Origin of the sequence: Gilliamella sp. B3892, assembly GCF_026536305.1 — a bacterium.
GTDB lineage: Bacteria > Pseudomonadota > Gammaproteobacteria > Enterobacterales > Orbaceae > Gilliamella.
In genome coordinates, this window is sequence record NZ_JAFNOK010000001.1 from 421574 (window position 1) to 441960 (window position 20387).

The 20387-nt window shown below is 36.5% G+C and carries 18 protein-coding genes; 9 read left to right on the forward strand and 9 right to left on the reverse strand.

Going from position 1 to position 20387, the window contains the following annotated elements:
• Positions 1 to 49: 49 nt before the first annotated feature.
• Both J3U74_RS01860 and J3U74_RS01865 read right to left on the reverse strand, forming a co-directional pair.
• Positions 50 to 292, reverse strand: coding sequence for a YecH family metal-binding protein (locus tag J3U74_RS01860; protein ID WP_220217819.1), 243 nt, complete (start codon positions 290 to 292; stop codon positions 50 to 52).
• Positions 293 to 467: 175 nt separating this feature from the next.
• Positions 468 to 2477 carry an exoribonuclease II gene (locus tag J3U74_RS01865; protein ID WP_267329782.1) on the reverse strand — a complete coding sequence of 670 codons (2010 nt, stop codon included), beginning with the start codon at positions 2475 to 2477 and terminating at the stop codon, positions 468 to 470.
• A 61-nt stretch (positions 2478 to 2538) separates the two neighbouring features.
• Here J3U74_RS01865 and J3U74_RS01870 point away from each other — a divergent pair, with 61 nt between their 5' ends.
• On the forward strand, positions 2539 to 3291 hold the full coding sequence (locus J3U74_RS01870; protein ID WP_267329783.1) for an alpha/beta fold hydrolase: 753 nt from the start codon (positions 2539 to 2541) through the stop codon (positions 3289 to 3291).
• A 26-nt stretch (positions 3292 to 3317) separates the two neighbouring features.
• Here J3U74_RS01870 and J3U74_RS01875 read toward each other — a convergent pair whose 3' ends face one another.
• The 4 genes from J3U74_RS01875 to J3U74_RS01890 are packed head-to-tail and all read right to left on the reverse strand — an operon-like array spanning position 3318 to position 5085.
• Entirely contained in the window at positions 3318 to 3644 is a 327-nt protein-coding gene (locus J3U74_RS01875) for a type IV pilus modification PilV family protein (RefSeq protein WP_267329784.1), read from the reverse strand.
• Positions 3637 to 4017 (reverse strand): DUF2509 family protein, encoded by a 381-nt coding sequence (locus J3U74_RS01880; protein ID WP_267329785.1) that lies wholly within the window; start codon positions 4015 to 4017, stop codon positions 3637 to 3639. The genes J3U74_RS01875 and J3U74_RS01880 overlap by 8 nt, the downstream gene beginning before the upstream one ends.
• Positions 4018 to 4045: 28 nt before the next feature.
• Positions 4046 to 4615 carry a prepilin peptidase-dependent protein gene (locus tag J3U74_RS01885; protein ID WP_220217814.1) on the reverse strand — a complete coding sequence of 190 codons (570 nt, stop codon included), beginning with the start codon at positions 4613 to 4615 and terminating at the stop codon, positions 4046 to 4048.
• Complete coding sequence (locus J3U74_RS01890; RefSeq protein ID WP_267329786.1) at positions 4609 to 5085, reverse strand: prepilin-type N-terminal cleavage/methylation domain-containing protein; 477 nt, start codon at positions 5083 to 5085, stop codon at positions 4609 to 4611. The genes J3U74_RS01885 and J3U74_RS01890 overlap by 7 nt, the downstream gene beginning before the upstream one ends.
• 217 nt (positions 5086 to 5302) lie before the next feature.
• Here J3U74_RS01890 and dapD point away from each other — a divergent pair, with 217 nt between their 5' ends.
• From dapD to J3U74_RS01920, 6 genes are all read left to right on the forward strand, one after another.
• A complete protein-coding gene (gene dapD / locus J3U74_RS01895) occupies positions 5303 to 6127 on the forward strand; it encodes a 2,3,4,5-tetrahydropyridine-2,6-dicarboxylate N-succinyltransferase (protein WP_220217812.1) in 825 nt (274 codons plus the stop codon).
• A gap of 109 nt (positions 6128 to 6236) precedes the next feature.
• Positions 6237 to 6728 (forward strand): YajQ family cyclic di-GMP-binding protein, encoded by a 492-nt coding sequence (locus tag J3U74_RS01900; protein WP_220217811.1) that lies wholly within the window; start codon positions 6237 to 6239, stop codon positions 6726 to 6728.
• Positions 6729 to 6958: 230 nt separating this feature from the next.
• Complete coding sequence (gene bglX / locus J3U74_RS01905; RefSeq protein WP_267329787.1) at positions 6959 to 9232, forward strand: beta-glucosidase BglX; 2274 nt, start codon at positions 6959 to 6961, stop codon at positions 9230 to 9232.
• Positions 9233 to 9285: 53 nt separating this feature from the next.
• A complete protein-coding gene (locus J3U74_RS01910; RefSeq protein ID WP_267329788.1) occupies positions 9286 to 10986 on the forward strand; it encodes a sensor histidine kinase in 1701 nt (566 codons plus the stop codon).
• Positions 10980 to 11696: a two-component system response regulator BtsR gene (btsR, locus tag J3U74_RS01915; protein ID WP_220217808.1), complete on the forward strand. Its 717-nt coding sequence runs from the start codon at positions 10980 to 10982 to the stop codon at positions 11694 to 11696. The genes J3U74_RS01910 and btsR overlap by 7 nt, the downstream gene beginning before the upstream one ends.
• A 262-nt stretch (positions 11697 to 11958) precedes the next feature.
• Positions 11959 to 14106, forward strand: coding sequence for a carbon starvation CstA family protein (locus J3U74_RS01920; protein ID WP_370633969.1), 2148 nt, complete (start codon positions 11959 to 11961; stop codon positions 14104 to 14106).
• Between the two features lie 332 nt (positions 14107 to 14438).
• Here the strand turns inward: J3U74_RS01920 and J3U74_RS01925 are convergent, their stop codons facing one another.
• The 3 genes from J3U74_RS01925 to J3U74_RS01935 all read right to left on the reverse strand — a co-directional run bounded on the left by J3U74_RS01925 (position 14439) and on the right by J3U74_RS01935 (position 16555).
• A complete protein-coding gene (locus J3U74_RS01925) occupies positions 14439 to 15053 on the reverse strand; it encodes a hypothetical protein (protein WP_267329789.1) in 615 nt (204 codons plus the stop codon).
• Positions 15054 to 15089: 36 nt separating this feature from the next.
• On the reverse strand, positions 15090 to 15551 hold the full coding sequence (locus J3U74_RS01930; RefSeq protein WP_220217806.1) for an NfeD family protein: 462 nt from the start codon (positions 15549 to 15551) through the stop codon (positions 15090 to 15092).
• Positions 15552 to 15652: 101 nt separating this feature from the next.
• On the reverse strand, positions 15653 to 16555 hold the full coding sequence (locus tag J3U74_RS01935) for an SPFH domain-containing protein (RefSeq protein WP_294832873.1): 903 nt from the start codon (positions 16553 to 16555) through the stop codon (positions 15653 to 15655).
• Between the two features lie 634 nt (positions 16556 to 17189).
• Here J3U74_RS01935 and J3U74_RS01940 point away from each other — a divergent pair.
• Positions 17190 to 18752: an anthranilate synthase component 1 gene (locus tag J3U74_RS01940; protein WP_267329790.1), complete on the forward strand. Its 1563-nt coding sequence runs from the start codon at positions 17190 to 17192 to the stop codon at positions 18750 to 18752.
• The gene (gene trpD / locus J3U74_RS01945; RefSeq protein WP_267329791.1) at positions 18752 to 20383 is read left to right on the forward strand and encodes a bifunctional anthranilate synthase glutamate amidotransferase component TrpG/anthranilate phosphoribosyltransferase TrpD; all 1632 of its coding nucleotides are present in this window, start codon (positions 18752 to 18754) and stop codon (positions 20381 to 20383) included. The genes J3U74_RS01940 and trpD overlap by 1 nt, the downstream gene beginning before the upstream one ends.
• Positions 20384 to 20387 lie beyond the last annotated feature (4 nt).

Sequence of the window (20387 nt, forward strand, 5' to 3'; positions counted from 1 at the left end):
TAAATTTATATATAAAAAACAGATTAATTATAATTGGGTATTTAAATTATTAATGTCGGCATATTTTATCAGTATTGACTGTGAATGCAGTTTGTTGAATGTTGGCAGGTTTAAATTTGCCTTTCTGTTTTAGAAATTCGATAAGTTGCTGTGCGTTCATGTCAGTTTCTGAGCAGGTATGAAATTTAGCATCAGCGCCAAATTTTTCAACAATCGCTTTTAATAAAGAAGATTCGGTATAATCATTACCGTTCATCATTTGTAAAACTTCATGTCCGTGAATTGACATCATATTGTTCCTCACAGTAGCTAGTCAAATTAAGCATGAAAGATATCAGATATTATTAATAAAAAAAAGGGTTAATGATTAAAAATATCATCAATTTTTATTTATAGTTTACTCACTTATGTTAGAAAAAAATAAAGATAATTAATCCATTAATTCCGATTAACTATCTTATGTTTTTTTATTTAACTAATTTGGCAATAATTGATTGGTTTTCGCCTTTTATTTGATGAATAACAATTTGCACCGAATCAGCAAGTTTATAACAAACTTGATCGTTAATTTTGATGATACCATCTTCCGGTATTGAAACTATCTCTTCACGCACCGGGTGAATCATCGAAATAGGCACGAAGGCAAAAGCACCAATATCACTCATTCGTACTCTTATACCGCCACGATTAATGTCAATTATTTCAGCTTCAAAAGTCTGTCCAATTTTGTCCGATAGATATTGAGCATAAAGATTATCGGCGATATCACGCTCAGCGTAGCGAAGCATTTTACGGCGATCACTCATGAGTTTTAATTGATCATTATCCGGTTTGTTAAGCGGTTGTGAAAGCAAATAAGCTTTAATCAACCGGTGGTTAATCATATCGCCATATTTACGTATAGGTGAAGTCCATGTTGCGTAAGCTTCGAATCCTAAACCATAATGCGGTTGAGGGGTAATTGAAAAATCAGCAGGGGTTTGGAACTTACGTAACCGTGTGGCAAGGAAATTATTATCTTCAGTCATGCGACGCAGTTTTACATAACCTTCAAAAGAGAGTAACGACTCTTTGTCAAATTCAGTAATGCCATTGTCGTTCAATACTTTTAAAATTTGTTCAATAAATTTATTGTCAAACCCAAGGTGGATATTAAAAATACCAAAACCGACTTTGTCTTTTAGTTGCATCGTTAACGCTTGATTAGCCAAAATCATCATCTCTTCAACAAGATGATTAGCTGTACGGCGAGGCTCTTTAATAATTGCTTTAACTTGCCGTTCCTCATCAAGCACAAATCGATAATCGTTGCTGTCTTTAAACACCAGTGCATTTTGCTGACGCCAATTTATTCGGATTGAAGCCAGATTGGATAATAATTTAAGTTGATCGACAATATTTTGATTATCAGTTGCCAGTTGGTTAGCGTTTTCTAAAAAGTCAGAAACATTGTGATAAGAAAGTTTGGCTTTTGATTCAATCCATGCTGGTATAAACATCACTTTATTTGGCGCAATATCACCATGCTGATCGATAGTTATTTTGCATACCATTGCAGGGCGTTTTTGATTTGCTTTTAAAGAGCACAGATCATCGGCCAACGCTTTAGGCAGCATCGGAATATTAAAATCGGGCAAATAAGTGGTAAAGTTTCGCTCTTTGGCAATATTATCGATATGACTGTCAGGTAAAATATAGGCAGTCGGATCGGCGATAGCGACATAGAGTTGATAATTGCCATTTTCATCTGTTTCAACGGCAATGGCATCATCCATATCTTGGGTATCTTCACTATCAATGGTGAAAAAGTCGATGTCAGTTAAATCTTGTCGATTTTCCAACTCACTATCGGTGATCGATAAATTGTCTTCTTGTGGTGCTTGTGCTTCTAAAGCATAACGGGCTAACGTTTTCAACCACAATAGATATTTAGAGGTGCTGCTAGCAATAAATTGAGTGACCTCAGCAAAAAAGTAGCGCTTATCTTCCTCTAATGGATGTGAAGTCAGTGTAGCAACAACCCAATCCCCTTCGGTTAGACTTTCACTCACTTTTTTATTAATTTTACAGCGTATGGCGAAATTGGCAGGCATATTTTCAGGATAAATGACCATAACCTTGTCTTGAAACCCAATTTTACCAATAAATCTTTGTAGTGAACTTTCGATTAACGTTTCAGGTTCAAAAGATTCTTTATCGTCATAACTGATGATCGTACCGGATACCTTATCACCGTTACAAACGGTTTTCATTTTTGCTACAGTGATAAAATAGCTGGTTTTATTATCAACATCTAAGAAACCAAATCCTTTTTCATTGGCTCTAACGATTCCTTCCACACGGGGAGTTTGTTGATGCAGTTCTTGTTTTAACTTTGCAAGTAGGGGATTATTTTGGAACATAGTACTTAACGCTATAAAAAAATAAGGCGTAAATTCTATCACATTTATGTGCTTTGGGGTTATTGAATTAATCATCTGTCACTTGCTAAAATTAACATCTAATGCGATTTATCAACATAATGAACAGAGTTAACCGATGAAATTAAATTATAAATTACAAGGGAGTGGACAACCGATATTGTTCATACACGGTGTATTTGGCAGTTTGGATAATTTAAATATGCTAGCTCGGGATTTTTGTTCTGACTATACAACAATTCAAATTGACCTTAGAAATCACGGCTTATCTCCTTGGTCAGATTCAATGAATTTTAAGGATATGGCGGAGGATGTGGCTGAACTTTCTCAGCAGTTGCATTTAGATAAATTAATTATTGTCGGACACTCTTTGGGTGGCAAGGTGGCTTTTGAGCTAACTCAAATTATGTCTGATAACATTGAAAAATTGGTCGCAATTGATATCGCACCTGTTAAGTATCCCACTTCTTCTAATGCTTTAGTTTTGAAGGCATTAGCACAATGCCTTATGATGCAACTAAATGATAAAAAACAGATTATTGAGATGATGCAGCAACAAGGCTTATCGGATATGACAATTCAGTTTTTATTGAAATCATTCAAAAATGGACAGTGGCTATTTAATGCCAAAGTCATTATTGAACAGTATCAACAACTTTGTGATTGGCAGCCTCTTGCTACTGCGTGGACAAAACCAACTCTATTTATTCGTGGTGGTGATTCACCCTATATTACCGATCAAGATTATTCGGCGATATTTGCACAGTTTCCCAATGCAAAAATTGAACTTGTTGAAGGTGCCGGGCATAATGTCCACGCCGAAAAAACAGCACAAGTTTTGCAAATTCTTCATAGTTGGCTAATAAATTAACTGATTATAGTTATAGTCATAAAAAGCTAATTGTTGCAAAAAAGGCGTTGTTGTTTAACTTGTTTTTGGTTGGGTGGCATTATTGTGATGCTAACCATTTTACAGGACGCAAGGTAGGATTCAGTATGAATGTGAAATTGCCAATTATCCCGAACAATATGACTGGCAACTTCGGGATAACTATCAAGTAATTGAAAGGCGATGTGTTGTGCTTGTTTAAAGTTGGATAAGTCGTGTTGTTGGTGAAACAACACTTTCTGATAGCCAACGAAACTTATCATGATGATTGACATTAATAAGCTAGCTATCATAACTTCGATAAGGCTAAAGCCTGTTTGGTACGGCTTATTCACAATCGATACTCCTTTTTTCCGGGCAATAATCAAGCCAGTGACCTGGTTGGCTGATAAGTTTATGATTGTCATAATGGGTCAATTGATAAAGATAAAAATGCTCCGCTTCACCTCGAACTAGAATATAGTCATCAATTTTTAATAGTGATTTTTTAATGCAAGCTTTTAGTTGAAATCTTGCTTCAATTAAGCATTGCCATTGATCCGTTGGTGTCGGCCAATTTTGCGTTATAGCCCATTGTAAAGCTGAGCTCGCTTGATTAAATCGTTGATAATATTGCGTCTGACTAATAATTGTTTTTTGTTCGGAAATGATTAACGAATGAAATCCTGTTAATAATAGCAATCCAATAATGGTTAATATAATGACCATTGATATCGTACTGAAACCTGACAGCGAATTAGGGGGATAGTGGGTTTTCATTTTTTATAAATTTAGTTATTTGATAATTAATTTTTTTGTTTTGTTTTAATTCTGCCGCAAGGGTAATTTCCAAACCATTTTTTTGCTGTTTAATTGAAAATTGCGTGATTTTCACTTCAGCAGGATCGAACAATTTTTCCCATTGCGAACTTCGACAGTTAAGCTCGCCTGTTTTGTACTCGATGTTTTTTTGATTATAACGATAGCTAAATATGTCTGAATATCGGGTGAAATTGGGGTTATAGATCCAATCATTACGTATTTCGCTATCATAACGTAGCGTTATACAGTAAGGATTTGAGGTAATATCGATCGGTTTTGCTGTCATTTTTGTTGGATCGTTAGCAATAAATCCAGCTCGTCTGATATCCTTTGATAAGCCTACTAGTCCTTGCTCAACAATTGTCTGTAAATGTTTTTTTTGATAATGATGATAAATATTGGTTTGCAATTGTGTGTAAAAAGAGCTTATGCCGAGCACCATTATCGTCGATAATGTTATACTGATTAGCGCTTCTAATAATGAAAATCCTGACTGATTTAACATGGCGGCAGCCCCGTGAGGTAGCTACTTTTTCGACAAAACCGGATACGCCCTTGCGATGAAACAAAGATTTTGCTGGTACCGATACGATTACTTAATTCGAAAGAGATATTTTTGGCCATATTACGGGGCCCCCAAAATGTGGCGCTTTGGTTATCATTCAATCCGCTAATAACGACTGAATTGTCGGGCTTGATAAATTGCAATAAACCTTGATGACAAGATTGAGGTTTTTCACCTTGAGTAATACTTAAGCACCAAGGTGAAACAAAAAGATAAAGATAGTAATTATCATTATTCGTGTAAGCTTTTACTTGAACTTCGCTCAAAAAAGAAGCTAATTGTTTGGTGGTTATCTCTAATTCATTACGCAACTTTTGGGCTTGCCAATGGTTAATACCCACACTAGCTAATATGGCACTAATACAAACAACAATGAGTAATTCAATTAAAGAAAATCCTAAATTTTGCATAGCTGAATATGATTATCATAAGGTGGCGCTATGTTAACTGAAAGGAAGATGAGGGCAGATATTTGTTGTTATTTTGGAACAGATGCCACAAATCATTTTTTATTTTTACTTGAAAAAGTTAATGATATGACAAACCACTTAAAAATCACGACATATTATATTATACTGTTTGCCTATTTGAATTTGCTAACGGACTAAAAGTTAAAGGAAACGAGAGATGCAACAACTACAAACTATTATTGAAGCCGCATTTGAACGTCGTGCGGAAATCACCCCATCAAATGTTGATACGGTAACACGTGATGCCATTAATCAATGTATTCATTTACTCGACAGCGGTAAGATGCGTGTCGCAGAAAAAATCAATGGGGACTGGGTGACTCACCAATGGTTAAAAAAAGCTGTATTACTCTCTTTCCGTATTAATGAAAACCAACTTATCGATGGTGGGGCGACTAATTATTATGACAAAGTGCCATTAAAATTTGCCCAATATGATGAAGCTCGATTCCAACAAGAAGGCTTCCGTGTTGTTCCTTCTGCGATTGCTCGTCAAGGAGCCTATATCGCTCGTAATACTGTATTAATGCCGTCTTATGTCAACATTGGCGCATATGTCGATGAAGGTACCATGGTTGATACTTGGGTAACTGTCGGATCGTGTGCGCAAATTGGTAAAAATGTGCATTTATCCGGTGGTGTTGGTATTGGTGGCGTTTTAGAACCATTACAAGCTAATCCGACTATCATAGAAGATAACTGTTTTATCGGTGCACGTAGTGAGATTGTTGAAGGTGTTATTGTCGAAGAAGGCAGTGTTATTTCAATGGGTGTATTTATCGGTCAAAGTACTAAAATTTATGATCGTGCAACCGGTGAAGTGCACTATGGTCGTGTACCGGCTGGTTCTGTGGTGGTTTCAGGTAATTTACCAACAAAAGACGGTAAATATAGTCTTTATTGTGCTGTTATCGTTAAAAAAGTTGATGCTAAAACGTTAGGTAAAGTAGGTATTAACGAATTACTTCGTACCATTGATTAATTTTTACTAATCACTTCTTAATTTGCCGTCAAAGTCGTTTGGCGGCTTTTAACTACATCATTCATCTTTTATATTAATATCATTTATAACCATTAGAAGAGGAAAACTTATGCCTTCTTTTGATATTGTGTCAGAAATCCAAATGCCAGAAGTTAAAAATGGCGTTGAAAACGCAACGCGTGAATTAACTACTCGTTGGGATTTTAAAAATGTTGAAGCTTCATTTGAGCTCAATGAAAAAAATCAAACTATCAAAGCAACAAGTCAATCAGACTTTCAAGTACAACAATTACTGGATATTTTGCGTGATAAGCTAGCTAAACGAGGCATTGACGGCGGTGCTTTAGACATTCCCGAAGAGCTGGAACATAGTGGTAAATTCTATAGTATTACCGTTAAGTTAAAACAGGGGATTGATAAAGAATTAGCTAAAAAAATTGTCAAGTTGATAAAAGATAGCAAACTTAAAGTGCAAGCCCAAGTTCAGGGTGAACAAGTGCGTGTAACGGGTAAATCTCGGGACGATTTACAAGCGACCATGGCATTAGTGAAAAATGGTGAATTAGGCCAACCGTTCCAATTTACTAACTTTAGAGATTAATTATTTATCTTTGCCGATATTATTCGGCAAAGTTGCTTATTACCCATTTATATGGGTATTTTTTTGTCAAAAGATTTCAGATTTACTATACGTTTAAGTATAAAAATTTTCGATAGTAAATGCTGCCTTTCCTCCTTTCCTCTAATAAACTTCGTAAAAAACAAGATTTTTTGTAGTGGATACGTTATGCTATTGATCTGTCTAACTGCTTAATGATTGTACGACTTATTATGATGAAAAAAATCGTTCTTTTTTTAGTCTTATTTATATTTTCCGGATCGTTGATTGCGCAAACTCCTGATGAAGAAAAGAAAGTTTTTATTGATAACCTTTTATCGAAAATGACGATTAAGGAAAAAGTCGGTCAATTACGATTGATCAGTGTTGGTGGTGAATTAACTTTAAGTAAAGTTCTCGATCAAATTGAAGCAGGTGAAATTGGTGGTATTTTTAACACCGTTGTTGAACCTGATTTATCTCAGATGCAAGAACGTGCTTTGAAATCTCGCAACCAAATTCCACTTTATTTTGGTTTTGATATTATTCATGGTCATCGCACGATATTTCCAATCAATTTAGCTATAGCATCGACATGGGATCGTTCAGCAATAGGTAAAGTTGCCGAAGTATCTGCTGATGAAGCAACCAGTGACGGTTTAAACATGACTTGGGCGCCAATGGTTGATATTACTCGAGATCCACGTTGGGGTAGGGTATCAGAAGGATTTGGTGAAGATCCTTATCTGGTATCAGAAGCCGGTCGTATTTTTGTTGAAAAAATGCAAAAACAGTCTTTACAAGATAAAAAATCTTTAGTGACCACGGTGAAGCATTTTGCTTTATATGGCGCCGTTGAGGGTGGGCGTGAATATAATAGTACCGATATGAGTGAACGCAAGATGTTTCAAGAGTATCTGGTTCCTTATAAAGCGGCCATTGATGCCGGCAGCCGTGCGGTAATGGTATCTTTGGTCAGTGTCAATGGTATTCCGGCAAGTGCTAATCACTGGTTATTAACAGAAGTATTACGTGACAAATGGCATTTTGACGGTGTTGTTGTCAGTGATCATGGTGCAATTCGGGAATTAATTAATCATGGTGTAGCCAGCGATCCTAAAGATGCGGTGCGTGTTGCGATCAAAGCCGGTATTGATATTAGTATGAACGATGAGTATTTTTTACAATTTTTACCGGAACTTGTTGATCAAGGGGTGATTTCTGAAAATGAAATAGATCGGGCTTGTCGTCGAGTTTTAGAATTAAAATATGATATGGGATTATTTAAAAATCCTTATCGTAATTTAGATCCGAATTTAGATATCGACACAATGTTTGCTGATAATCGCTTACATAGACAAGAAGCTAGAGATGTTGCTCGCCGTAGTATTGTATTGTTAAAAAATAACGATCATCTTTTACCACTGACAAAAGATATGAAAATTGCAGTCATTGGGCCTTTAGCGGATTCTAAACGAGATATTTTAGGTAGTTGGTCTGGGGCAGGGCGAGCTAATTTAGCCGTCACACCACTAGAAGGTATTAAAGATGCCGTAAAAGATCCTAAACAGATTAGTTATGCTTTTGGTGCAAATCTATCTGATGATCCGAACTTATTTAAATTTTTAAATTTATACGGAATGAGTAGCAAATTTGATGAAAGACCGGCGGATGAGATGTTAGCACAAGCGGTTGCTGCCGCTAAAGAATCTGATGTTGTTGTGGTTTTTGTGGGTGAAGCACAAGGTATGGCGCATGAGTCTTCAAGCCGTACAGATCTTGCGTTGCAAGACAGTCAGAAACGGTTGATTAAAGCATTGAAGGCAACGGGGAAACCGGTTGTGATTACATTAATGAATGGACGCCCTCTGACATTGCCAGAAGAGTATGACCAAGCCGATGCAATGCTCGAAACGTGGTTTTTAGGTACAGAAGGTGGAAATGCCATTGCAGATGTCTTGTTCGGTGATTATAACCCTTCAGGTAAATTGCCAATGTCTTTCCCTATGAATGTAGGGCAAATACCTGTCTATTATAGTCATTTAAATACCGGACGCCCACGTGGTACCCAGAACATGGGTAAATATACCACTTCATATTTTGATAGCCCAAATGAACCTTTATTCCCCTTTGGTTTTGGTTTAAGTTACACCGATTTTACCATTGATTTTGCTTTATCAAGTGATCAGATGTTGCCCGGCGGTGAAATTGTGGTGACTGCCAATGTGGAAAATATTGGTGATAAAACCGGTATGCAAACTGTACAGTTTTATCTTCAAGATGTAACCGCGTCAGTAAGCAGACCTGTCAAACAGTTAATCGGCTTTGAAAATATTACTTTAAAGCCACATGAAAAAGGTCAAGTTAAGTTTGTTATCAAATATGACATGTTAAAATTTTGGAACGATAAAATGCAATATGTTGCCGAACCCGGAAAGTTTAATGTGTATGTTGGTGATGACTCAACTACAAAAAATAAGCAAACGTTCACTTTGCTTGATAAATAAGTTAACAATCAACCGTCGATAGTCATCGACGGTTTGCATCTATGGTCAGCATCATGTTCGAATTTGATCTTGTATTACAGCTTTTACAACAAATGTGTATTTATTTAGTCATTGCTTATTTGCTAAGTAAAACACCCATTGTCATTCCGCTGATGCAAGTTACCGTTCACTTACCTCACAAATTAATCTGTTATTTAATTTTTTCACTATTTTGTATTATGGGTAGCTATTTTGGCTTACACATTGAAGACACTATTGCTAATACTCGAGCAATTGGCGCTATTTTAGGGGGGTTACTCGGTGGACCCATGGTTGGTCTGTTAGTGGGGATAACCGGTGGTGTGCATCGTTACACTTTAGGGGGGATCACCGCTGAAAGTTGCATGCTCTCAACCATTTTAACCGGATTAATCAGTGGATTACTTCACTATATTTTAATGAAAAAAGGGCGAGTTGATCTTATCTACAACCCGTTATTAGTTGGGATATTAGGCTTAATTGTTGAATCGATTGAAATGATTATGGTGTTATTAATCTCTCGACCGTTTGATGTGGTTTTACATGCAGTTGGTAGCATAGCTGCACCGATGATTGTGGCTAACAGCATTGGGGCGGCAATGTTTATGCGAATCTTGTTAGATAGACGAGCTATTTTTGAACGTTATACATCGGCTTTTTCGGCTAAAGCGTTAAAAATTGCGGTTAGTACTGAAGGTTTATTGCGTGAAGGGTTTAATCAGATCAATAGTACAAAAGTTGCCGAAATTATCTATCAAGAACTCGATATTGGCGCTGTTTCTATCACAGACAGAGAAAAAATATTAGCTTTTATTGGTATTGGTGATGATCATCACTTGCCCGGCACGCCGATTACGTCAGATATTACCTTAAAAGCAATTGAAGAAAATGATGTGAAATATCTTGACGGCGTACATCAGCCTTATCAGTGCTCAATTAATAAAAATTGCCGTTTAGGCTCGACGCTCGTTATTCCCTTACGCGGTGAAAATAATACTGTAGTGGGTACCATTAAACTCTATGAAGCCAAAAATACCTTATTTAGTTCGATAAATTGTACTTTGGGCGAAGGGATAGCCAGTTTATTATCAGCCCAAATTCTTGCCGGTCAAAATGAGCGCTATAAGCAACTATTATCGAAAACCGAAATTAAACTTTTACATGCGCAAGTTAATCCTCACTTCTTATTTAATGCATTAAATACTTTACTTGCTGTTATTCGTCGGGATCAAACTCAAGCTTCGCAATTAGTTCAAAATCTCTCAACTTTTTTCCGCAAAAATCTTAAACGAACCGAAGAAATGGTATCGCTAAAAGACGAGATAGAGCATGTCAATGCTTACTTACAAATCGAAAAAATGCGATTTATGGAACAGTTAACCGTCGAAATCGATATTCCGAGTGAATTAGAATATGTTCAACTTCCGGCTTTTTCATTGCAACCTATAGTTGAAAATGCGATAAAACATGGGACTTCTCAATTAATTGGCAAAGGAAAGGTAATTATCAAAGCCTACCAGCAAGCTCAAACGCTAATATTAGAAGTCATTGATAATGCGGGTAATTATCGGGAAAATAGAAAAGATATTAATGGTCTTGGTTTGAATTTAGTTGATAAACGGATTAATATTCGCTATGGGGAGAAGTATGGGATAACAATTGATTGTATACCCGACAGTTGTACTAAAGTTCGACTGACCATACCGTTGCAAGAGGATGTGACTGTTCAATGCTAAATGTAATTATTGTTGATGATGAGCTACCTGCACGTGAAAATTTACGGTGTTTACTGCAAAACGATCCGGAAATTACCATTGTTGCTGAGTGTCAAAATGCCATGGAAGCGATTCGAGAAATTCATCGTCTACAACCTGACGTGGTGTTTTTAGATATACAAATGCCGAAAATAAACGGTATTGAAATGCTTTCAATGCTAGATCCTGATACGATGCCGCATATTGTTTTTTTAACGGCTTATAGTGAATTTGCTGTTAAAGCATTTGAAGAACAAGCTTTTGATTATCTGTTAAAACCTGTTGAGCAAGGGCGATTAAATAAGACATTAACCCGGCTTCATCAGCAATGCCCGTCAAATATTGAACAATTAGCGTCAATTGAGCAAGAATTTAATTATATTCCTTGTGTTGGTCACAATCGGATTTATTTATTAAATATGGATGATGTGTTTTATATCGCCTCAAAAGTCAGTGGTATTTATGTTTTTAATCATGAAAATAGTGCGTATTTCACCGAATTAACATTAAAAACATTAGAGGACAAAACCCCTTTGATTCGTTGCCACAGACAATATCTGATCAATCCTAAAAAATTAAAAGAGATTCGTTTTAATGATGCTGGCGGTGTTGATATCATTCTAATAAACGATATTTCAGTACCGGTCAGTCGTCGGTATCTTAAACCTTTCAAAGAGACTATTGGATTATAACAATTGAAATAATTCGACCGTTCATTGGCTAAATTTAACCACTTATCAGCTTGATTTAGCCTATAACTAAAATACTAATTTCTTTCAAATCAATAAAAAATTACTATACGCTTGGATATAAAGGAACCTTTAGTAAGCGCTTAGGTCGCTAACTGTTAAAAGTTATCTTTTATGATGTACTTTTGATTTTTAACCAATTTTTAACTGGTTAAGGGTGGCTAAGTTTCTTACTAATTAATATAAACCCACAAAGAGAATCATTATGAATAATAAAGTTTTCAAACATATTCCATGGTTGATCCTAGCTTTTGTCGGTGCATGCTGTCTGGCGGTAGTTGCATTACGACGTGGAGAACATGTCAGTGCACTATGGATAGTTGCCGCTGCTGTTTCAATCTATCTTGTCGCATACCGTTATTACAGTATGTATATTGCAAAGAAGGTGATGCAATTAGATCCTACTCGAGCAACGCCTGCTGTCATAAATAATGACGGTTTGAATTATGTACCAACTAATAAATATGTCTTATTTGGTCACCATTTTGCTGCTATTGCCGGAGCCGGACCGCTTGTTGGCCCTGTTTTAGCTGCTCAAGTTGGTTATTTGCCTGGTACCCTTTGGCTACTTGCTGGGGTTGTGTTGGCGGGTGCTGTACAAGACTTTATGGTGTTATTTTTGTCTTCTCGCCGTAATGGTTCTTCATTAGGTGAAATGATTAAAGAAGAGATGGGATCTATTCCCGGCACTATCGCATTATTTGGCTGTTTCCTGATTATGCTTATTATCCTTGCGGTATTAGCATTGATTGTAGTTAAAGCCTTAGCTGAAAGCCCGTGGGGTGTATTTACGGTTTGTTCAACCGTACCTATTGCCTTATTTATGGGAATATATATGCGATTTATCAGACCAGGTCGTGTTCTCGAGGTCTCGGTTATAGGGATTGTTTTATTAATTCTCTCAATTTGGTTTGGTGGTGTAATTGCTCATGATGCATATTGGGGACCCGCTTTAACTTTTAAAGCAACCACGATTACTTATGCACTAGTTGGTTATGCATTAGTTTCTGCCATGTTACCTGTATGGTTAATTTTAGCGCCTCGTGATTATCTTGCTACTTTCTTAAAAATTGGTGTTATTGTTGGGCTAGCCATTGGTATTGTTATTTTAAATCCTGATCTTAAAATGCCTGATATCACACAATATGTCGACGGAACTGGTCCGGTGTGGAAAGGTGCATTATTTCCATTCTTATTTATTACTATTGCTTGTGGTGCGGTTTCCGGATTCCATGCATTAATTGCATCGGGTACTACGCCAAAATTACTGGCAAATGAAAACGATGCCCGTTTTATTGGTTACGGTGCAATGCTAATGGAATCATTTGTCGCTATGATGGCTTTAGTTGCGGCATCGATCATTGAGCCGGGACTTTATTTTGCCATGAATACGCCTCCGGCAGCTTTAGGTATTACTATGCCCGATCTTCATAAATTAGGTACCGATCAAGCTCCGATGATTATTGAACAATTGAAAGAGGTAACCGTTCATGCCGCTGCAACGGTCAGTTCTTGGGGATTTGTGATCTCACCTGAAGAGATACTACAGACCGCAAAAGATATTGGTGAGCCTTCAGTCTTAAATCGTGCAGGCGGTGCGCCAACTTTAGCTGTGGGGATTGCACATGTATTTCATCAGATTATTCCTGGTGCTGATATGGGCTTTTGGTATCACTTTGGTATTTTATTTGAGGCTTTATTTATTTTAACAGCCTTAGATGCAGGTACCCGCTCAGGTCGCTTTATGCTTCAAGATTTGTTAGGCAATTTTGTGCCATTCTTGAAAAAAACTGATTCGTTAGTTGCCGGTTTCATTGGTACGCTAGGTTGTGTTGGCTTATGGGGTTATCTGTTATATCAAGGTGTTGTCGATCCATTAGGCGGTGTTAAGAGTTTGTGGCCATTGTTTGGTATTTCTAATCAAATGTTAGCCGCAGTAGCCTTAGTTTTAGCAACAGTTGTGTTAATTAAGATGAAACGTGCTCAATATGTTTGGGTAACGATTATTCCTGCTATATGGTTATTAATTTGTACAACATGGGCATTAGGATTGAAACTATTTAGCAACAATCCACAACTTGAAGGATTCTTCTATTTAGCGAATGAATATAATCGTCGTATTGCCGAAGGTAGCGATTTAACACCACAACAAATCGATAATATGCACCACATTGTAATAAACAACTACACCAATGCGGGATTAAGTATCCTGTTCTTAGTTGTTGTTTATGGTATTATCTTTTTTGGTATTAAAACGGCAATCAAAGCCTTCAAAAATAAACAAAGAACAGATAAAGAAAGAATGTATATACCAATTCCTAAAGGTGGTGTAAAAACATCAATGTCACATTAGTTTGAGCTAATTAGGATGTAGTAGCGATATTGCATCTCAACAGTAAACTCAAATTATTTTAGCTAAAGCCTAACAATCGATCATTGTTGGGCTTTTTTATTTTGGCTTTAAAAAAGTGCTTCAACTATTGAAAATAACGAGTGTCAAATCAGCTAATTTAGCGATGCCGCTTTAACTATCTATTTGTCATTTATAGATTGATAGCAAGTAGCATGGATAGGTAAAAAGAATGTGAATAATTTATTTTTACTGATAGGTAAATATTTGCAGTTTATTCATTAAAAAATCAGCCAATAATTAATATTGGCTAATAAAATAAATTAATGTAAAAGTTAGTAGTATCTAATCAATGATTCTGCTTTGTTACACAATAACGATTGCATAAATTTTGGTGCATTTTTAGTATCATCAGTCCAAAAAGGGATTTTATTTTCTTTACAAATTTTAATCATTTTCTCAATGTCGGTTTTCTCATATTTGTTTTTCAATACAGATAGAGGCGTATATTGCCATTCATCGGCTGTGATATTGGGAAGTGGAAAATCGGGTATATCTTTAAACACTGGCGTGATCCATGCTTCACTATAGGCTGGATCAGGTGTAGTAGAAGTTTCATCTTGAGATATATGATAAAGTTTACTCATTATTTTTGCTTTGTTGCATATTTTGGTTTTCACCAATAATGTCTGATCACCATTTTCACTATAATCAGGGATCTCCTCTTTTTTACAAATATCGACTACTTTATCAATATCTTCTTCTTTGTATTTTAAAAGAAAGATATTGTTTTCAATATTCCATTCTTTAAGCGTAATATCAGGAAACGGAAAACCCGCTATATCTTTAAATACAGGTGTGACATAAGCCTCTTTATAATCATCTTTTGGATCCGCGTGAATATTAACGGAAATTAACAGCGCTAAAATTGGTGTAAATTTTTTCATCATTCTTTATTTTCCTGCATGATTAAATATTGAAACCTTTTAAAGGATAGGTTCAACATTTAATGTTATTCCATCCACAGAAGTCACAATCACGACTTGTCCTACTGGTAAATCTTTATCACAGGTAGCTGACCATGTACCGTCTTTTATTTTAACTCGACCAGAACCATTAACAATGGCTTTTGTAACAACGGTTTTAGTACCAATTAAGTCTTGTTGTGGTTGATTAATCTCACCTTTACTCGATTTATCCTGCCCCTTCTTTTTGAGCCAACCCCACCAAATATAAGCTGAAACTAAAGTAAAAATAGAGAATAAAATCCAAAGGATAGGCCAAGAAAGTGGTAAACACCATGCGATTAAACCAACGATAATGGCTGCAATACCGCTCCAAAGTAAATATCCGCCAGAGCAAAGTAATTCAGCGATCAACAAAATACCGCCTAAAATAAAAAATACCCAATGAGGTGAATTATAGATAATTAGTGCAAAATCTGTCATGATCGATTTCCTACAAGACTTATTTGATTAAAAACTAATAATTATCTCCTTACATCAAGTCAATGATGTCAAGGAGATAGATTTTCTAAATCTTACGATAATTATTTAGTATTTTTGATAAGTTCAGCAATGCCGCCAATGCTACCCATTAAGCTTGCTGCATCGAGTGGCATCATGATAACTTTACTATTATCTGATGAGCCGATATTTTGTAGCGCTTCGGTATATTTTTGTGCAACAAAGTAATTAATTGCATTGATATTACCTGCGGCAATCGCTTCAGAAACCATTTGAGTTGCTTTCGCTTCAGCTTCAGCAGCACGTTCACGGGCTTCAGCTTGTAAAAATGCAGCTTGTCTTTCACCTTCAGCTTTTAATATTTCTGATTGTTTTTCACCTTCAGAACGTAAAATTGCTGCTTGACGAACACCTTCTGCTTCAAGAATTTCCGCACGTTTATTACGTTCAGCTTTCATCTGCGCATTCATGGCAGCGATTAGCTCAGCTGGCGGGCGAACATCTCGAATCTCAATACGAGTAATTTTAATTCCCCAAGGGCTTGTTGCGTCATCAACAATACTCAATAATTTTGAGTTAATATGATCACGTTGTGATAACATTTCATCCAGCTCCATACTACCAAGAACGGTACGAATGTTAGTCATCATTAAGTTTATTACTGCGCGCTCTAATTGGTTAACTTGATAAGCTGCTCTGGCTGCTTCTTGAACTTGTATAAAGCACACTGCATCAATTTGTACGTTGGCATTATCTTTAGAGATAACTTCTTGCGACGGAATATCAAGTACTTGTTCCATCATATTAATTTTACGACCCACACCATCCATAAATGGAATAATAATATTTAAACCAGGTTCTAGAGTGTGCGTATATTTTCCAAAACGTTCAATAGTATATTGAAAACCTTGTGGAACGATAGTAATGGCTTTTAGTACTGTTACAACTGCAAGTAAAACAATGATACCGATAAGAATATAAAACATTGGCATATATCTAAATCTCTCAAAATTTATGGTTGGTTTAGTAAGTGAGTCATTCTAATCGTTCTTACCCTATTTGACTAGTTTTAATTAACAATGTAAGTATATTTTTAATAATCTGTTAAATTAACGTTTGATTGGCATAAAATTATTCATCTACTAATAAAAATAAACCAATAAAGTTAAAGCGGCTTTATCGTGTAATCGATTGAAATATCTGTCAAAGGTTATACCATTGAGCCTAACTAACGTTAGACCTCCTTAAGCCTTGTTGAAACAAGATAATTTTTATTAGCAAAGCACGACTTTTAACGAGTGTCTTTGATTATATCATTTGGTTAGTTAAATCGATTAAAGTTAATTTTTATGCTGCACACAAAATATCCTCTTGACAATAAACTAATGAACTAGTTTAATAGTACAAAATTTATTTAAAACTGATAACTAAAATGAAAACACAATATTTACGCTTAACTACCCGTATGTTCACTAGCTTTGATTGGTGGCGCATTACTTTTTTGCGGGTGATGTGATGAATTATTGTTTTTTCTTAAACCCGCTAACTGCGGGTTTTTTAGTTTCTGATAAGTTAAAAAATAAATTCTAAATAAAAATTTGCATAATAGGAGAGTCAACAATGAATAAGCCAACGTTAACCCAGATAACCAAGACTATTGATTATCTAAAAGATCCGACTCAAGTGTTTAATCAATTATGTGATAATCGACCAGCAACATTGTTGTTAGAATCAGCGGAAATTGATAACAAGCAAGGTATTAAAAGTGTGATGATTGTCGATAGTGCGATGCGCATATCGGCGTTAAATAACGAAGTGACTTTTGAGGCATTGACAACCAATGGTGAAAAACTGTTGCCTTTATTGCAAAATACTTTTTCAGATAGTGTCGAACAAAAGCTTGTTACTCCCCAAAAATTAACGTTGGTTTTTCCTGCTGTAGATGATCTGCAAGATGAGGATTCTCGCTTAAAATCACAATCCATTTTTGATGCATTACGGGCTTTGCTAAATCTGGTTAACATTCCACAACACAGCCATGCCGATGCCGTTTTTGTTGGTGGCCTATTTAGTTATGACTTAGTTGCAGGTTTTGAAAACTTACCGATTTTACCAACGGAACAACATTGTGAAGATTTCTGCTTTTACTTAGCAGAAACCCTATTAGAAATTAATCACCAATCCCATGTATCAATTTTCAAAGCTACCGCTTTTACTTCTGACGACAAAGAAATTTCACGATTAACTGGTAGATTTTCTGAATTACAGTCAATGTTGAAACAACCCGTTAAACCGATTAAGACCCAATCACTGGCAAATGTTAAAGTAATGTGTAATAAAAGTGATGACGATTTCAATACAGCAGTTAAAAAAATGCAGGATGCGATTGAGCAAGGTGAAATCTTTCAGGCTGTACCATCCAGACGTTTTTCATTACCTTGTCCGGCACCATTATCGGCTTATCAAGTTTTAAAAGCCAGTAACCCAAGTCCTTATATGTTCTATATGCAAGATAAGGATTTTGTGTTATTTGGTGCATCTCCTGAAAGTGCACTTAAATATACTAAGGCGACTAATCAAGTTGAAATCTATCCAACTGCCGGTACTCGCCCTCGAGGCTTAAAACAGAACGGCGAAGTCGATCATGATCTTGATAGTCGATTAGAGCTTGAGATGCGAACAGATAAAAAAGAACTGGCTGAACATTTAATGTTAGTTGATTTAGCACGGAACGATTTAGCGAGAATTTGCCAGCCCGGCACGCGTTACACCAAGGAACTATTAAAAGTAGACCGTTACTCTTTTGTTATGCACTTAGTGTCAAGAGTTGTGGGTCAACTGCGTCATGATTTAGATGCCTTACATGCTTATAGAGCTACGATGAATATGGGAACTTTGACCGGTGCTCCAAAAGTTCGGGCAATGCAGTTGATAGCTGAATTGGAGAAAGTTAAACGAGGGAGTTATGCCGGTGCTGTAGGTTATTTTACCGCTAATGGCGATCTTGATACTTGTATTGTTATTCGAAGTGCCTATGTTGAAAACGGAATTGCAACCGTTCAAGCTGGGGTTGGTGTGGTTTTAGATTCTGAACCTCAATTAGAGTCCGATGAGTCCCGTAACAAAGCACGTGCAGTCGTGCGAGCAATTATGGCAGCACATAATGTAGAAGGAGTATTTTAATGGCTAATATTTTATTTATTGATAATGTGGATTCATTCACTTATAACTTAGTCGATCAATTACGTAATAGCAAACATTGTGTGACGATTTATCGTAATACGATACCTGCCGATGTCATTATCGAAAAATTATCTCAAATGCATAACCCTATTTTAATGTTATCCCCTGGACCTGGTGCGCCCAGCGAAGCAGGCTGTATGCCAGAACTGCTTAAACGTTTAAAAGGGCAGTTACCAATCATTGGTATTTGTCTAGGTCATCAAGCCATTGTTGAGTCTTACGGTGGTACTATCGTGCCTGCTGGTGATATTTTGCATGGTAAAGCTTCACTGATAGAACACGATGAACAAGCAATGTTTAAAGGGTTACCTAATCCATTACCGGTTGCTCGTTATCATTCATTAAAAGGGGAAAATATTCCTAAAACATTAACGATTAATGCCCTTTGCAATAATATTGTTATGGCTGTACGTAACGACCAAGACCGAGTTTGCGGTTTTCAGTTTCATCCCGAATCAATTTTAACTATTCAAGGTGTAAAACTATTAGAACAGACGATTGAATGGGCACTTAATCCGCCACAACCTCAAGTACAACCAAAACAAGAAGCGATAGTTGATAAACAAGAATACAATATTCAACCAATCCTTAATAAATTGTATTTAGGACAAGTATTAACTCAAGAAGAGAGTAAAATGCTGTTTAATCTGATTATTCAAGGAAAAATTGAGCCTACAGTACTTGCCACCGCAGTGATTAGTATGAAAGTTCGTGGTGAAAAACCTGATGAGATAGCGGGAGCGGCTCAAGCATTACTTGAAAATGCTGATAGTTTCGATATTCCGGATTATGATTTTACCGATATAGTGGGAACTGGCGGTGACGGAACTAATAGTATTAATATTTCAACAGCCAGCGCTTTTGTTGCCGCTGCCTTAGGCTATAAAGTGGCAAAACATGGTAATCGTGGGGTATCGAGTAAATCCGGTTCATCAGATGTCTTATCGGCTTTAGGGATTAAATTAAATATGCCAGCCGAAGCGTCACGCAAGGCGTTAGATGAGCTTGGTGTCTGTTTCTTATTTGCGCAACAATATCACACCGGTTTTCGCCATGCAGCCCCAGTTCGCCAACAGTTAAAAACAAGAACAATCTTTAATGTATTGGGACCGTTGATTAATCCGTCCAGACCAAAACGTATTTTATTAGGTGTTTACCATCCGGATTTGATTAAACCGATTGCCGAAACGTTAAAAATGCTAGGTTATACTCATGCTTATGTGGTTCATGGCGCAGGTATGGACGAGGTTGCTATTCATGGTGATACTCAAGTTGCCGAAGTTAAAAATGGTGAAATCCGTTATTTTACGTTGACGCCACAAGATTTTGGACTCAATACGTATGCCTTAAAAGATATTGAAGGTGGCACTCCAGAGATGAATCGTGATATGTTAATCGCAATTTTACAAGGGCACGGCAAACCAGCTCACGAAGCGGCTATTGCAGCTAATGTCGCAATGTTAATGAGTTTGTTTGGTCAAACAGATTTAAAACAAAACGCTAAACAGGCCATTGATATGATGCGTAGTGGCAAAGCTTATTCGCTTTTACAACAATTAGCGGCGAGATAGGAAG

What these genes read in the sequence shown, in the direction of transcription:
- dapD (WP_220217812.1), top strand. Translation starts at nt 5,303, where the DNA reads ATGCAACAACTACAAACTATTATTGAAGCCGCATTTGAACGTCGTGCG.
- J3U74_RS01885 (WP_220217814.1), bottom strand. Translation starts at nt 4,615, where the DNA reads ATGTTAAATCAGTCAGGATTTTCATTATTAGAAGCGCTAATCAGTATA.
- trpD (WP_267329791.1), top strand. Translation starts at nt 18,752, where the DNA reads ATGGCTAATATTTTATTTATTGATAATGTGGATTCATTCACTTATAAC.
- J3U74_RS01925 (WP_267329789.1), bottom strand. Translation starts at nt 15,053, where the DNA reads ATGATGAAAAAATTTACACCAATTTTAGCGCTGTTAATTTCCGTTAAT.
- btsR (WP_220217808.1), top strand. Translation starts at nt 10,980, where the DNA reads ATGCTAAATGTAATTATTGTTGATGATGAGCTACCTGCACGTGAAAAT.
- J3U74_RS01900 (WP_220217811.1), top strand. Translation starts at nt 6,237, where the DNA reads ATGCCTTCTTTTGATATTGTGTCAGAAATCCAAATGCCAGAAGTTAAA.
- J3U74_RS01910 (WP_267329788.1), top strand. Translation starts at nt 9,286, where the DNA reads ATGTTCGAATTTGATCTTGTATTACAGCTTTTACAACAAATGTGTATT.
- J3U74_RS01865 (WP_267329782.1), bottom strand. Translation starts at nt 2,477, where the DNA reads ATGATTAATTCAATAACCCCAAAGCACATAAATGTGATAGAATTTACG.
- J3U74_RS01880 (WP_267329785.1), bottom strand. Translation starts at nt 4,017, where the DNA reads ATGGTCATTATATTAACCATTATTGGATTGCTATTATTAACAGGATTT.
- J3U74_RS01890 (WP_267329786.1), bottom strand. Translation starts at nt 5,085, where the DNA reads ATGCAAAATTTAGGATTTTCTTTAATTGAATTACTCATTGTTGTTTGT.
- J3U74_RS01920 (WP_370633969.1), top strand. Translation starts at nt 11,959, where the DNA reads ATGAATAATAAAGTTTTCAAACATATTCCATGGTTGATCCTAGCTTTT.
- J3U74_RS01930 (WP_220217806.1), bottom strand. Translation starts at nt 15,551, where the DNA reads ATGACAGATTTTGCACTAATTATCTATAATTCACCTCATTGGGTATTT.
- J3U74_RS01870 (WP_267329783.1), top strand. Translation starts at nt 2,539, where the DNA reads ATGAAATTAAATTATAAATTACAAGGGAGTGGACAACCGATATTGTTC.
- J3U74_RS01935 (WP_294832873.1), bottom strand. Translation starts at nt 16,555, where the DNA reads ATGTTTTATATTCTTATCGGTATCATTGTTTTACTTGCAGTTGTAACA.
- J3U74_RS01940 (WP_267329790.1), top strand. Translation starts at nt 17,190, where the DNA reads ATGAATAAGCCAACGTTAACCCAGATAACCAAGACTATTGATTATCTA.
- bglX (WP_267329787.1), top strand. Translation starts at nt 6,959, where the DNA reads ATGATGAAAAAAATCGTTCTTTTTTTAGTCTTATTTATATTTTCCGGA.
- J3U74_RS01860 (WP_220217819.1), bottom strand. Translation starts at nt 292, where the DNA reads ATGATGTCAATTCACGGACATGAAGTTTTACAAATGATGAACGGTAAT.